The 14,424-nt window shown below is 43.7% G+C and carries 9 protein-coding genes and 1 riboswitch; of the genes, 3 read left to right on the forward strand and 6 right to left on the reverse strand.

Features of this window, described 5'->3' with window-relative positions; genetic code table 11:
* Positions 1–52: 52 nt before the first annotated feature.
* Together MKX60_RS00100 and MKX60_RS00105 are read left to right on the forward strand one after the other, a co-directional pair.
* Positions 53–730 carry a response regulator transcription factor gene (locus tag MKX60_RS00100; protein ID WP_283910274.1) on the forward strand — a complete coding sequence of 226 codons (678 nt, stop codon included), beginning with the start codon at positions 53–55 and terminating at the stop codon, positions 728–730.
* Positions 727–2,151, forward strand: coding sequence for a HAMP domain-containing sensor histidine kinase (locus tag MKX60_RS00105; RefSeq protein WP_341058772.1), 1,425 nt, complete (start codon positions 727–729; stop codon positions 2,149–2,151). Before MKX60_RS00100 ends, MKX60_RS00105 begins: the two co-directional genes overlap by 4 nt.
* 378 nt (positions 2,152–2,529) lie before the next feature.
* On the opposite strand, the gene MKX60_RS00110 is transcribed toward MKX60_RS00105, so the two are convergent.
* The 6 genes from MKX60_RS00110 to MKX60_RS00135 form a co-directional block, all read right to left on the reverse strand.
* Positions 2,530–3,258: an ECF transporter S component gene (locus MKX60_RS00110; protein WP_341058773.1), complete on the reverse strand. Its 729-nt coding sequence runs from the start codon at positions 3,256–3,258 to the stop codon at positions 2,530–2,532.
* Positions 3,240–4,910 carry an ABC transporter ATP-binding protein gene (locus MKX60_RS00115; RefSeq protein ID WP_341058774.1) on the reverse strand — a complete coding sequence of 557 codons (1,671 nt, stop codon included), beginning with the start codon at positions 4,908–4,910 and terminating at the stop codon, positions 3,240–3,242. The genes MKX60_RS00110 and MKX60_RS00115 overlap by 19 nt, the downstream gene beginning before the upstream one ends.
* Positions 4,883–5,773, reverse strand: coding sequence for an energy-coupling factor transporter transmembrane component T (locus MKX60_RS00120; RefSeq protein ID WP_339268808.1), 891 nt, complete (start codon positions 5,771–5,773; stop codon positions 4,883–4,885). Before MKX60_RS00120 ends, MKX60_RS00115 begins: the two co-directional genes overlap by 28 nt.
* Positions 5,773–6,747: a DUF4430 domain-containing protein gene (locus MKX60_RS00125; RefSeq protein WP_341058775.1), complete on the reverse strand. Its 975-nt coding sequence runs from the start codon at positions 6,745–6,747 to the stop codon at positions 5,773–5,775. Before MKX60_RS00125 ends, MKX60_RS00120 begins: the two co-directional genes overlap by 1 nt.
* Before the next feature lie 73 nt (positions 6,748–6,820).
* Positions 6,821–11,407, reverse strand: coding sequence for an S-layer homology domain-containing protein (locus MKX60_RS00130; protein WP_341058777.1), 4,587 nt, complete (start codon positions 11,405–11,407; stop codon positions 6,821–6,823).
* 165 nt (positions 11,408–11,572) lie between these two features.
* Positions 11,573–11,773: riboswitch (cobalamin riboswitch) on the reverse strand.
* A gap of 91 nt (positions 11,774–11,864) precedes the next feature.
* Complete coding sequence (locus MKX60_RS00135; RefSeq protein ID WP_341058779.1) at positions 11,865–12,443, reverse strand: hypothetical protein; 579 nt, start codon at positions 12,441–12,443, stop codon at positions 11,865–11,867.
* A gap of 219 nt (positions 12,444–12,662) precedes the next feature.
* Here MKX60_RS00135 and MKX60_RS00140 point away from each other — a divergent pair, with 219 nt between their 5' ends.
* On the forward strand, positions 12,663–14,384 hold the full coding sequence (locus tag MKX60_RS00140) for a cellulase family glycosylhydrolase (RefSeq protein WP_341058780.1): 1,722 nt from the start codon (positions 12,663–12,665) through the stop codon (positions 14,382–14,384).
* The last annotated feature ends 40 nt before the right edge of the window (positions 14,385–14,424 follow it).

Raw genomic sequence — 14,424 nt, forward strand, 5'->3', positions numbered from 1 at the left:
ACTTGCCAAGTACAAATCAGATATAATGAAAGCTTAATAGAGGAGGAAAATCGTGGCTACTATACTTATCGCTGATGATGATGATAACATCCGAAAGCTAATGTCTTTATTTTTGCGAAAAGAAGGTTTTGACCTCAAAGAAGCCAGGGATGGTACCAAAGCTCTGTCCATTATACAGAACTCGCGTGTCGATCTCGTCATTCTAGATATTATGATGCCAGGATTGGATGGTTGGGATCTATGCAGAGAAATCAGGCGCTGGGATGCCAACATCCCCCTCCTCATGGTGACAGCTAAAGCAGAATCTGCACACAAAGTGAAAGGCTTTCAACTTGGTACGGATGACTATCTAACGAAACCATTTGATCCGCTTGAATTGGTAATGCGAGTAAAAGCTTTGCTTAAACGCTCGCTGGTCGTTTCTTCCCAGTCCGTGCAGTTGGGTAATGTGGCGCTCAACCGGCGCACTTTTCAGGTCACGCGTGGTGAAGAACCGGTCACAATTCCTTTGAAGGAATTTGAGCTGCTGTTTCTACTGGCCAGCCATCCTGGGCAAATCTTCACAAGAGAACAGTTGATCCTTCAAATCTGGGGATTGAATTATGAAGGAGACGGCCGGACTGTAGATGTGCATATAAGTCGGTTGAGGGAGAAATTCAGCGGCAAGGGCGAGCAATTTCAAATCGAAACGGCCCGCGGACTGGGATATCGGCTGATCCCTACGCCATGATCAAGACATTGTATGTACGCGTCATTCTCACGTTTCTGGGCATCATTATCTTTAGTCTAATCTGTTCCTTTTTCATTGGCTTGTATGTCTTTCAGAAACAAATAAGTTACGAGGGACAGAATGAAATGATCGTAGTGGGAAAAGAGATCATTCACCGCTATGATGACGCCAAACCTAAAGATACGGACGAGTTCCTGAATAGTATGGTTAAGGTATCTGCACACCCTATCCACCTGTACAATCATGCTGGAGAACATACCTTTTATGGGCTCAAGGGTAGTCCGGCTGTCACTGTCCCCCCCGAAGCTGTCAAACAAGTACTACAAGGAAAGCTCTACCGTTCCTCCGCGGAAGATAAGGATATTTTTATCGGGATGCCCTTTATGTTGGACGGGGAGTGGCGTGCGATGTTCTTGCAGTATTCTGCTGAGAACGAAAATATCGTCAATCGGATGGTGCTCTTTGTGCTTTTACTCGTGCTTTTGCTGGGTAGTGTATGCATTCTTATTGCCGCCAGATATTTGGTGGAGCCGATCAAAGCGCTGACGAATGCGACAAAAAGACTGGCCAAGGGTGATTTCGAGGTGGAGCTTAAAGTGAACCGAATAGATGAAATCGGGGAATTGACACAAAGCTATGTGGAGATGGCAGGGGAGCTGAAGCAGTTGGAACAAATGAGGCAGGATTTCGTATCCAACGTTTCTCATGAAATCCAGACACCGCTTACGTCGATTTCCGGCTTTGCCAAGGCGTTGCAGAACCATGATTTAATCGTGGAAGAGGAACGCAGCGAATATCTTGATATCATCATTGAGGAGAGTGAACGTCTGTCGAGGCTAAGTGATAATTTACTGAAGCTCGCTTCCCTGGATTCTGAACATCATCCCTTCAACGCAAGTCCCTTCAATCTTGACGAGCAGATTAGAACCATCGTTGTGACTTGTGAGCCCCAATGGTCAGCCAAAGGCATTGTTATCGATCTTGAATTGCCGGAAGCGGTCAAAATTAAGGGTGATGAAGATCAGCTGAAGCAAGTATGGATGAATTTGCTCAGCAACAGCATCAAATTCACACCGGAAGGCGGGAATATTCGCATCAGTATAGTTAGTAGTGTAGCAGAAGTATCCGTCACCATCATCGATAATGGAATCGGGATGTCCCCGGAAGAGTTCAATGCCGTATTCCAAAGATTTTATAAAATAGACAAGTCGCGGAACGGAAACAACAATGGCAACGGTCTCGGACTTGCGATCGTTAAAAAAATTGTCTCTCTGCATCAGGGAAGGATAGAGGTAGACAGCGCTATCGGAGAGGGAACGACGATTATCGTTAGGTTGCCCGTCTCCCCGTCTGCTCCCAGCCGAAAGAGCCTTAAGTCCTTTGAAGATACCTCAGTACCTATAGATATCGTAAGGGAATAATCGAAAAACAGGCGATACCGGTAGACCGGAGCATCGCCTGTTTTTTAAGGTTAGATCTAGAAGCATCGCTACTAGAATTCCATACCGATTGTAATATCTTATAGTGGCCAAACCTCCAGCCACTAGGTACTACCGCCCCCCTTCGGCTAAAAACCGAAGGGGGGTTCTTTGAGCCTTTCGTCGATGTGGGTTTGGGTTTCGCGCTGATAGCAGCGGAGAGAACGGACTGATTGTGGAAAAGCGGAGCGTTCGCCTTTGTGTCCGGATTTTACCCTAGGGGAAAAATTCAAAAAAATCTGGACACAACAGCGATTGTAACAACAGTCCGTTCTCGGAGCATCCGCCAGCGCAAAGCGCACAACACCCCGCACAAACACCCTAAGGCTCAATCAACCCATACTTCGTTTTTATCCGATCCAACTTTTCAATCATAGGGTTAGCAATGAAAAAGAGGAACACCACCGTCGAGACCGCATGCACCATATCAAACCAAAAGGCGGAAATATAAGTCGTCATCAAAGCCGACCATGAGAACTCTGAAGTGAACATCATCAGCGATCCTATATTGATAATGCCTCCATATACCAAGAACGTTGCTAGCCCTCCAAATATACAGAGAGACAGCTTAGTCTTTTTAAGCAGACCTTTCTTGAAGAAAATGCCCGCCAGGAAGCCAATGATGCCAAAACAAAACATTTGCCAAGGCGTCCAAGGTCCCTGCCCAAAGAAGAAATTGGAGACGAAGCCCGCAACAGCACCGACCAGAAATCCTGCCTCAGCTCCCAAACTCACCCCTGCGATGATGACAATGGCAACAACCGGCTTAAACTGCGGCAACATGAAAAAGGCTGCGCGTCCAGCAACGGCAATAGCTGCTAGCACCGCTATGACGATGAGTTCCCTCGCCTGCGGCTTCCGATTCTCGAACACCATCGCAAACGGAATCATCGTATAGAGGACGATCAATAGGCTGATAAAGTAATATTTTCGATCGTCTAGGACAAAGATACCTAGCAAAATTGTAGCTGGAATAACTATAAAGATTAGTAGTGCTGCTAATAAAGTTCGACGACTCAAACGACGACCCGTTACCTGCTTCGTTGACATAAATCAATCACACCCTCTATCGTTACTCCCTCGCTCCATACATGACGCGCCATTCGGTTGGCGGCAGTCGTATAGAAGCTGTTTCCAGCAAAAAACTTCTGGGCTTCATTCGTAGTGATGATACTTCCATCAAAGAACATGGCGCAGACCTCAGCATATTTGGCACAGAATTCAACATCATGCGAAACCATTACGATGGTAACACCTTCAGCATTAAGCTTCTGTAAGAATAAAGCTAATTTCTCTTTAAAAGGTCCATCCAGTCCCTTCGTCGGTTCATCCAGCAGCAGAATCTTTGGTTCTAACAAAAGCACTTTGGCCAGCGCCGCACGCTGCTGTTCTCCCCCGCTAAGATCATACGGATGCATCGAGAGAAGATGTTCCAGTTCTGCGAACTTAACCACGGCCTCAACTTTAGCCGTCTTTTCTTCCTTCGTTAAAGAGAGCTGGGATAACATTTCGTATAAATCTAACTCGACTGTTTTCTTCACAAATAAGGTTTGTGGATTTTGCGGAAGGATGCCCAGATTGTTAGTAAACAGTTCTTTGGCATTCATCTTCGCTGGATTCTTTCCACTGATTAGAACCTTCCCTCGATAGGGCTGAAGAATACCGCTCATTAGCGACAGCGTCGATGTCTTGCCCGTTCCGTTTCCACCAACAATGCAATAGAACTGTCCCTGCTTCACTTCAAAGGACAAATCCTTAATAATATCCGATCCGTGTTTATCATATTTAAACCATACATCCTTGAATTTTATGACTACTGGGCCGTCCTCTTTCGTGCTTGGCTGAGATTCCGCGATCGTTGCAGGTGTCTTATCCTCTAGAAAAGCATCCAACCATTGGCGTCCTTCCTTCACTGTAACAGGCCATGCTAAGTCATTCTCTACGCCTGCGTAAATTTGCATCGGTGAGGGCATGGACAGAAACATCGGATGGTTCAGCTTGCTTAGAGCTTCTCCAACCCTTGGCGGGGTATCATCAGCAATCACGACGCCCTCATTCAGCACAATCAGCCGATCTGTAAGCGGAAGAACATCCTCTAGACGATGCTCGGTCATGATAACGGTTGTTCCAAGCTCGCGATTAATCTTTTTGACCGTCTCCAAAAAATCGGAAGCCGCGATAGGATCTAACTGAGAGGTAGGCTCATCAAGGATTAGAACCGAGGGATGCATAGCCATAATCGCCGCTAAATTGAGTAGCTGCTTCTGGCCACCCGATAGCTCAGTCACACTTTTATGGAACCAGGTCTGAATTCCGAAAAAGCTCGCCATCTCAGCCACGCGCAAACGAATCGTAGAATTGTCATAACCTAAGCTTTCAAGGCCAAAGGCCAGCTCATGCCACACCTTGTCTGTCACAATTTGATTGTCCGGACTTTGGAGTACATAACCGATTTCCGCTGCTTGTGTCCGTTGATCGATCTCTTCTACAGGTTGACCCTTATAATAAATCGCCCCTTGGCGTTTGCCATGTGGGGTTAGGATTGTTTTCAGTTGTCTTAGTAAGGTACTTTTGCCGCAGCCTGACTTTCCACAAACAGTAATAAAGTCTCCGCTTGCAATCGTAAGATTAATATTCGAAAGAGCCATCTGCTCTTGTTCAGGAAAAGCAAAGCTTAGTTCTTCGATTCGATAGATTTCCATTTCATTGCCTCCACCATATTGATGAGCACAGGGATCATACATAGCGCAAAATAAGCGATATATACAAGGATACTAAAAGGTGTAATTGCGCTCGCTTTAATCGACGGATAATATCTCATCGTGTTCTCACCCATTGCTGCGCCGATGACTACCATCGCAATTAAGCCTGTCATGATCAAGAGGGCTACTTTGTCCCGGGCATCTAGACGGAAGATCGAAAAGCTTGTACGTCCAGGCAATCCATATCCTCTTGACTTCATGGAATCTGCCGTTTCAATCGCATTTTCCAGAGCCCAGGTAGTCATTATCGATAGGATCGTTATCCCATTTCGCGCTCGCGCGAGGAGATTTCCCTGCGTGACATCCCGGCCTATACATTTTTGAGCATTCGAAATCACCTTGATTTGCGCTAAATATCTTGGAACAAAACGAAGCACCATCGAAAAAATCAACGACAGTGCCGGCAGTATTTTTCCGAATATATAAATAAACTTATCCGAGGTCATCACGACGTTATAACAGGAGAACCATATGATTACCGTCACAAACATGCACGCCGCTGCTACACCATAAAGAATGGATTCCTTCGTGATGGGATTTCCATTGTTCAAATAGAACAAGATCGTTACCCCTTGATGATTAAAAACAGGGTTCATAATCGCCATAAATAGTAGAAAAGGAACCATGTACAGCAGATTAAATCGAACGGCTTTCTTTCCTTTTAACATAAAGGAGTAGACCACTGCACTGATAAGGGCAATCACCTGAAATATGGGATGCATGAACACCATGCTAAACAGCAATACAACGACAAAATATAGAAAATTCACAAACGGATGAAAGGTAGAAAAGCTATCCTTCATTATTTCTGAGCTCCTCCTGTGGCTACATAACCACCTACATCTCGACCTAAATCACAAGTGTATACCCATTCAACGACATCGCCATCCTTGAGAACATAACGACTACTGCCGTAGTTAGGGAACCAGCCATTTACTTTGTACATCCATCCACTGAGCTCTCCAGCATCAAATTCATACAGATTATTTATGCCTTCAATATAATTACTGTTATAGATCGGAGTCATACTGAATTCCATATGGATTTTATTCTTCTTCATCTCTCTTAGCAAAACATCAAACACAGACTCACCTGCATAAAAGGTTACCTTCTGCGCTTTATAAATGATACCATCTGCCGGCAATACTTCAACCTTATCCTTATTGAAAATATCCATATTATCTAAAATCGTTGCTGCCGACACGGACAAAGTAGCCGTTAATTGCTTCTCCTTATCTACCGTTGCATCTTGCCATTCCACGGGCTTAGGTTTCCCGCTCGGCACTGGATCGGTAAGGAATTTATCCTTTTTCGGTTCCTGCTTTGTTTCTGTTGTCGCTACTTTTGAATCCGGTTTGGTTACTGGTTTTGCCGTCGCTTTCGTTTCCGGCACGGACGTTTTAGCCACTTTCGGTGTTGCGGTCGGTTGTGCCTTTGTATCCGATTTAGGTGTTGCAGTCGGCTTTTCAACCTCTGTTACCGCAGTTTCGGTTGGCGTTACCTCTTCAGTTGGTTTTAACGTTTCAACGGGCTTAGGCTTAGCTGTTTCACCAGGTGTAGCTGTAGGAGCTATCTCCGTTGTCTCGGCATCACTTGAGGTTGTAGGCTCTACATCAACATTCTGATTGGAGGCCGTATTGGCTGATTCTACAACTTGAGACTCAACACTGTTACTCGCAACCTTGTTCGGGCTCTTCTGATAATTCCCGCCCCAAAAGAAGGCAATCGCCAACACACCAATAATTAGTATCGCTGTTAGCCATTTTTTCTTATTCATTTCTTAAGTTCCCCACCTTAAATAATAAGCAAGGGTATACATGCTACCCTTGCTTATCTCTTTAAATAAAGTTCTATTTAACGTCTTTCATGTCATAAAGACTCGTCTGACCCTTAACCAACCGATCATAAGCAACCAGTGCATACATCGCTTGATCCGTAGCCATAAGATCTACTTCTCCGGGTTTCGCGCCTCCGTTGCCTACTCCACCCTGCTTCACGTGATAAAAACCACCTTCAGGTGCAGCAAAGCCAAGCAACGCATCAACTGCGGAACGACCATTTTTAATGAATCTGGAATCCTTATGTGGATCTATACCAAGTCCAGCTAAAGCTACGATCACCTGAGCAATGCTCTCGGAGTTCGTAGACTCCCAGCTTGCATAACCTCCGTCTGCTGTTTGCGTTTTGGATAACCAAGCAATTCCACGATCCACAGCAGCCGTTACTTTGGCATTCGTTTTGTAATAAGGGGTCAAGCCTTGTATAACCATTCCCGTAATATCCGGATCGGCCGCAGTAGCATTACTGCCTAGTGCCCAACCCCCGCCGTTGATCTCTCTACCTAAAATGTAATCAATGAGCATCTCTCTAGTTGTCTGCGTCTTTACATCCTTAACCACTGGAATGTCGTAATGATTACTATCCAGAGCGATCAGGGCAAACACAGGTCCATTAATGCCTTGCTTGATTACAGTATCAAAATCCGCGAGTGGTTCCAGTAGGTTATAACCCGCCACTTTATCAATATTTTTGCCGATTGAAGTTAATGCCAAAATAACTCTATCATATTCGGTATATTTTACGCTATGCAGCTTCCCAGCTTTTTCTTTAAGGGTGGCTTCTACATTCGCATAGTACTTAGCGTAATAACTATCTGGAACCTTCACACCAGAACGTGCCAGCCCGAACACTGTCCAATCCCCGCCAACCGAGGATATGACCGGGTTTGTTACTGTTTTTTGCAAAAAGGCTGCTGTGTTCTGAATGTATGGACTAACTGCTTTATCGCCACTCTTATAATCATGGGTTCTAGTAGCTACAACAGCTGCCATTTCTCTAGTTACAAGCTCTTTAGGCTTAAACTGATTATTGTCACCTAACATAAGTCCGGTGGCAACAATGGTTTCCACATCTGCTTTTGCCCACGCAGACACAGTATTGATATCTTTAATAGCTGTACCTGGCTTCGTAGCCGGGATTGATAATGCTCTGACAATAATGGCTGCCATTTGTTCGCGAGTAATCTTGTCATTTGGCTTAAATTCATTATTAAAGCCTGTAATTAGACCTGCTTTATGAGCAGCGTTCACATATGGATAGAACCAATCACCCAAAGCGACATCCTTGTAGGTAATTCCTTTGTCACTCTTGGTATCCAGTTCCAATGCTGATACTAGGATCTTTGTAAATTCTGCTCTTGTAATATCAGACTTCGGATTGAAATTACCATTGTTACCTTGAATAAATCCTTTTGCTGTGCCCGTCTCAACCGCCGAGTACGCCCATGATGAGATCTTATCGGCGTCTGTATATAGTTTTTTGATATCATTGGTATTCGAGTCATTATCTTTCGAAGTATCCTTAGGAACCTCTGTTGGAGATGTTTTCCCGTCAGTATTACTATTGGTCCCCGGTGTAGATCCACCACCCGGAGCTGAAGTAGGCGTTGGTTTAAATCCTGATCCCAAGTCCTCACCTAGATCCGTAGTATAACGCCACTGAAGACTATCTCCAGCATTCAGGGTATATAGAGATGCCCCATACCCAGGATACTTTCCATTCACATTATACATCCATCCACTACCGCTGCCATGATCAAATTCCCCATCACCAGCAATAGATTCGACATATACACTATTGTATATTTCTGTCCACTTAAACTTATATACGATACCGCGGCTATCCAGAACTCTTTTTAGTACAGTCCAAGCTGTGTCACCAGGTTGTAGCTCTACCTGTGCAGATGGAACAACATACCCTTTATTAATATTAAGCTTATCCACAGACAAAGTTACAGTTGATTTAGGTGGAGTGACTTCGCCGCCACTACCATTACCGTCGCCACCAGGTGTTTGCACTGCACTGGAGGTATACGCAATGTAATCCGTGAAGTGTTTGGTTTTTACGATTAAATCATTACCGTCGTCATAGGCGTACTCAGCCTTGCCGCTTGCTAAGCCTAAGTCGTCACTTGTAAATTTTTGAATCGCATGAGGTGTGCCTTCTTGAATATAGGCTGCATCTTTTCCCTTAAGGTCCTTAAAGGTTAACGTAATAAATTGACTGAATACTACTCTTGCGCTGCCACCCATGGAAAACGCTTGAACGATGTTATCAAGCTTCTTGTCCCCGGGAATAATCTGATTCAAACTATCTTTTAGCGCAGATTCTGTACCCGTTGTAGGTGAAATCAATTCAACCTTAGAAGAATCTCCATCTGTAACTTGTGTGCCCTTAGGGATGACTACAGATACGTCACCTTTGGTAACCTCTAATTTGGGCAGATTACTATTACTAGGTAAATCAACACTTACTGTGGATTGCTTATACTCTGGGATTTCCACTGTGATTTCTTTGTTGCTATCTTCGGGGCGTATCGGAATGATGTAATCATAATTATCGCCCTCTGGAATTTTAATTTCTGGTTTATCTCCTGATGGGATCTGTACTTCTATCTCTTCTGGATCTTCTGGTTGTTCAGGTCCCGGCTTTTCATCATTCATATCATACAGACGGTTCTTATGATTAATCAGACGATCATAAGCAACAAGTGCATACGTACCTTGATCCGTTGCCATTCCATCTACTTTTCCGGTGAGAGTATGCTTAAATCCACCATCCGGTCCAGCAAAGGTAAGTAGCGCGTCTATAAGCGAATTTCCTTCTTTTACAAATTTAATGTCACTGTGCGGATCTACGCCTACGCCAGTTAAAGCCACAATAACCTGTGCGATGCTCTCACTGCTTGTGCTTCCCCAGCTTGTATATCCACCTTGAGCATTTTGCGTACTCGATAACCATGCAATTGCCCGATCCACGGCAGCTTTTACATTTGGATTAGTTGCATAATAAGGCGCAAGAGCTTGCATAGCCATCGCAGTAATATCGGTATCAGCTTTTGCTGGGCCTAATGCCCAACCTCCGGCGTCCGCTGTACCTTTTTTGATTTCTTTATCTAAAATATACTTAATCAAATTCTCTCTTGTAGTCTGATATATTACCCCATCTTTATCAGGCTCAGGGAATAGAACGGGGATCTCGTACGTACGACTATCTAAGGCAATCAGTGCAAATATGGGACCATTAATCCCTTGCTTCTGAACATATTGATAATCAGCGAGTGCATTGATTAGATTATTACCCGCAACATTCGTGATATCCTTCCCGATCGAGGTAAGTCCTAGAATCGCTCTGGAATGCTCTGTGCTTTTAATAGCATCGAGTTTTCCATCCTTCATTAATTCTGTTACTTTCTTAGCTACGTTGTTGTAATAGAGATCATAATAACCACTTGGTACTTCGTAGTTGGCACGTGCTAAAGATAAGATCGACCATTCCCCACTGCCAGTACCAAATGACGGATTCTTTACCGTTTTTAAAATATAGGCCAAGCTTTTATCTAACTGTTCCTTTGCGCCAGTGGTAGCATTCAGCTTGTAGGTAATTTGATATGTTTTCTCTACTCTATTTTCTGCTCCGTCTACTGCCGTTACAGTGATTACATTACTACCTGGGCTTAGAGATGCTTTGTACTCACCATTAGTAGCAGATAGAACGACTCCATTAAGTTTTACTGCTGGCATGATATCTTTAAATATATTGTCTGTGACAGCTACTCTGAAACTTAATTCTTTATCGGATACTTCCTGTTTATCCTGAATACCACTTACAGTAATAACAGGTGGCTCTATATCCAAAGAATTGGTAAGCCCGACAAGCGCATGATCTACACTTACTTGAGAGCTTTCCATATTTTCGAGCACGGAATAGGCTTGGTAAACTGCCTTTTGTACTACTGCTCTGTCCAAAATACTTTCTTTATTCGGGTCACTGTTAATTTCTGCGATTTCCGCAGTTAAAGCATCCTTATTGGCAAATGGAAATGGAGGTTCTCCCCAACCACCAAGATCAGAACTATAGCCATAAGTGGTGAACTGTGTTCGGATGATGTCACCGTCTTGAGGGTGATAATCAGACATCCCGAACGGAGGAAACTCATTATTTACGGCATACATCCAACCCGACATGTGAGTGTAGTCAAACTGACTTAGCCACTCTTGGTCTGCTTTATTTCCGACTGTATTCCCATCGGCTGAAATCATATCTAAAATATATTGCGGTATATTGACTTCACTTCTGCCACTATCTTTAACTTCAGATAAATAAAAACTACTAGCTATACTTCCAAAGTTTCTATAATTACCTTCTCCTAGCGCACGTGTTATTAGTGATGCGCCATTGTCCCCTTCGTAGAATGGAACTTTAATAGGTTCCTTAATATACCCTTGACCCAATGTGAACTTCTCTACGGATACAGTTACATACCCTTTAAGTGTAGAGCTTGCTTCATTCGCATGAGCCGGGATTACACTTGTAGAGAACGTCGTGATAAATACTGCTACAATAAGTAACCAAGCTAAAAACTTATTTTTCTTCATGTTTCCATAACCCTTCCCTTCTCTTCCTATGTTAAAAAACAGAATAAACTTTCATAGCACTACAAAAAAACCACTCAACATAACGTCAAGAGGTTTAAGATAGTGAACCGCAACAATAGCAGGCATATACTATATCAAACACCTCTCTATCGCTCGTAGAGTTTAACGGTGTATCAGAAATAGGCAGATATTCTGGCTCAAGTATCATCACCCTTGCTACCTTCCCAGTTTCCCAGTGGTACCTTGCAAGGACTCCTCTTTCACAGCGGCGGGACCGCGCGGGATTCACACCCGCTTTCCATTTAACCAATCTATGATTGTATTTCCGAAACATTCATAATTGGCACCTATTGCTAATATTAATTTTTCCATGCTTCATCATATCTAATATAGTTGCTTTTGTCATGCAATATTTGATTTTTGTATAACGAGTAGTTAGCGATAATCCTATTGAATATCAAATCATTTTAACCACAATATACTCTTTTTCTCTCAACTCAAAACCATCCTCCAGTGACAAAGAGGCCAAATCAAAGATTCGATCATACTTTTTATTACGTGGGAGCCCTTCTTCCTCAGCCCAGCATGTATAAAGCTCAAACTCGGCACCAGATACCCCATAATCTGTCATAAGCCTAAATAACTCCCGACAACACTTGAGTGAGGCGTTATACGATCCCGGTAAAGTATCTTTTAGCTTAGGGGATACAGAGAAGCCGCCCCAATTCGGTGAAATCCGGTACACATACGGACTCCGAAAATGCTTGCGAATCTCATCGTTCCAATACCCAAGTTCCTCTATAAAAATACCCGCTGCATCTTCTTCCGAGTCGTATACAAGACAGTCCTCATCTCTTAAATGAGATAGATCTGCGATGTCATCCAAAGGAATTATACCTTGCAGGCGCAGAGCCTCTCTTTGTTTCTTATACTCCGGGGAATTTTTCACTTCATTATATGTCTTTGCTGACGGTAAACTGCCTCTTTCTCCTAACGGAAGCTCTGTAGCCGAGCCTATGTAATGAAATCTGCTCACTGGATTGCCCTCCATAACTTTGGAATCACTGCAAATCACTAATTCATATATGAATTTACCACAAATTAGTAAGGTACTCGTTGAAATTATTCTATGTTAGGGTATTTGGTAAGCGTTTACAACGAATTCATGGAGGTGTACGTGTTCATCTAAGCACCAAAGTACCAAGGAAGGTCAGGTTTAAGCATCCTCAAAAATGATCTTACAAAGGAGAATTCAATGACTACTCGAATCCAGAAATCATTCTTATCATTGACCCTTGTCACCGCTCTTCTGCTCTCTTTGTTCTCATCCATTGCCGCCGCTGCCACTAAGGACGAGCAACAAGCTAAGGCAGCACCAAAGAGTAAGGTCCAATCCTATGTAGACGATATGCAGCCCGGATGGAACCTTGGCAATACTCTAGATGCTACAGGTGAGGATGAAACCTCCTGGGGCAATCCGCGTGTGACCCAAGAACTGATTAAGAAAATCGCCGCACAAGGCTACAAAAGTATCCGTATTCCTATCACTTGGGATTCACACATAGGTGAAGCACCGAACTACACCATTGATCAAGCTTACCTCGACCGTGTCGAAGAAGTTGTAGGCTGGGCGCTAGACGCCAAGTTATATGTAATGATCAATGTCCATCACGACTCCTGGTTATGGGTAAGTCATATGGAAGAGAAGCATGATGAGACGCTGGTGCGTTATAATGCAGCATGGACTCAAATTGCGGACCGCTTCAAGGATAAATCCGATAAGCTGATGTTCGAAAGCATTAATGAACCTCGTTTCACAGATGGCGGAAGTACGGATGAAGCGAAGATGGAACAGATGCTTGCAGAGCTCAACAATTCCTTCCATCAGATCGTTCGAAACTCAGGTGGAAAAAATGATGTCCGTCCGCTAGTGCTACCTTCATTAGAGACTTCTCCTACCCAACCTAGAATGGATCAGCTCTACAAGACGATTACAGCTCTTAACGATCCGAACATAATTGCGACCGTTCACTACTATGGCTTCTGGCCGTTCAGTGTGAATATCGCTGGTTACACCACGTTTGAAAAAGATACAAAAAACGATATCATCCAAACTTTTGATAACGTTTACAACACATTCGTAGCCAAAGGAATCCCTGTTATCGTTGGTGAGTTTGGACTGCTAGGATTCGATAAAGATACAGGTGTGATTGAACAAGGCGAGAAGCTGAAATTCTTCGAGTACCTTACCTATTATTTAAAAGAAAAGAAAATGACCTCCATGTTCTGGGATAATGGGCAGCATTTCAACCGCAAAACGTATAAGTGGTCCGATTATGAGCTGCAGGGTGTATTAATGTCTGGTCTGAAGGAACGTTCCTCCAGCACTGAAAGCGATCTGGTCTATCTAAAAAAAGGTGCAGCGATCAAAGACACCAAGGTGAAGCTGAACCTAAACGGCAATAAGCTAACCACGATTAGTGCAAATGGGAAGTATCTAACAAAGGGAAAAGATTACACCTTGAATGGCGAGGAGCTCACACTCAAAGCCAGCCAACTCAAAAAACTCACAGCTTCCCAAAAATACGGTGAAAATGCTGTGTTAACGTTGAAATTCAACAAAGGTGTTGCGTGGAGACTAAAGATCATCGTGAACGACACTGCCAAATTAAGTGATGCCAAAGGTACGACTGAATCGTTTGCGATTCCAACTACCTTTAATGGTAACCAGCTTGCCACGATGGAGGCTGTCTATACCGCTGGTGGCAATGCAGGCCCGCAAGACTGGACACCATTCAAGGAGTTCGGCAATACGTTCTCACCCTCTTATAACACGAAAGAAATCAAGCTGCTTCCAGCCTTCTTTAAAGATGTTAAAGATGGAGAGGTCATCTTGAAATTCCACTTCTGGAATGGTGATATCCTTACGTACAAGATCACGAAGAGTGGAACAAACGTTGTAGGAAAGTCTTCTTAGCTTTCGCTGTATAATATAAAAAGGAGTGTCCCTTCACGGG

Source organism: Paenibacillus sp. FSL R5-0914, assembly GCF_038004525.1.
Lineage (GTDB): Bacteria > Bacillota > Bacilli > Paenibacillales > Paenibacillaceae > Paenibacillus_AQ.

What these genes read in the sequence shown, in the direction of transcription:
- MKX60_RS00110 (WP_341058773.1), bottom strand. Translation starts at nt 3,258, where the DNA reads ATGTCAACGAAGCAGGTAACGGGTCGTCGTTTGAGTCGTCGAACTTTA.
- MKX60_RS00105 (WP_341058772.1), top strand. Translation starts at nt 727, where the DNA reads ATGATCAAGACATTGTATGTACGCGTCATTCTCACGTTTCTGGGCATC.
- MKX60_RS00120 (WP_339268808.1), bottom strand. Translation starts at nt 5,773, where the DNA reads ATGAAGGATAGCTTTTCTACCTTTCATCCGTTTGTGAATTTTCTATAT.
- MKX60_RS00115 (WP_341058774.1), bottom strand. Translation starts at nt 4,910, where the DNA reads ATGGAAATCTATCGAATCGAAGAACTAAGCTTTGCTTTTCCTGAACAA.
- MKX60_RS00125 (WP_341058775.1), bottom strand. Translation starts at nt 6,747, where the DNA reads ATGAATAAGAAAAAATGGCTAACAGCGATACTAATTATTGGTGTGTTG.
- MKX60_RS00140 (WP_341058780.1), top strand. Translation starts at nt 12,663, where the DNA reads ATGACTACTCGAATCCAGAAATCATTCTTATCATTGACCCTTGTCACC.
- MKX60_RS00130 (WP_341058777.1), bottom strand. Translation starts at nt 11,407, where the DNA reads ATGAAGAAAAATAAGTTTTTAGCTTGGTTACTTATTGTAGCAGTATTT.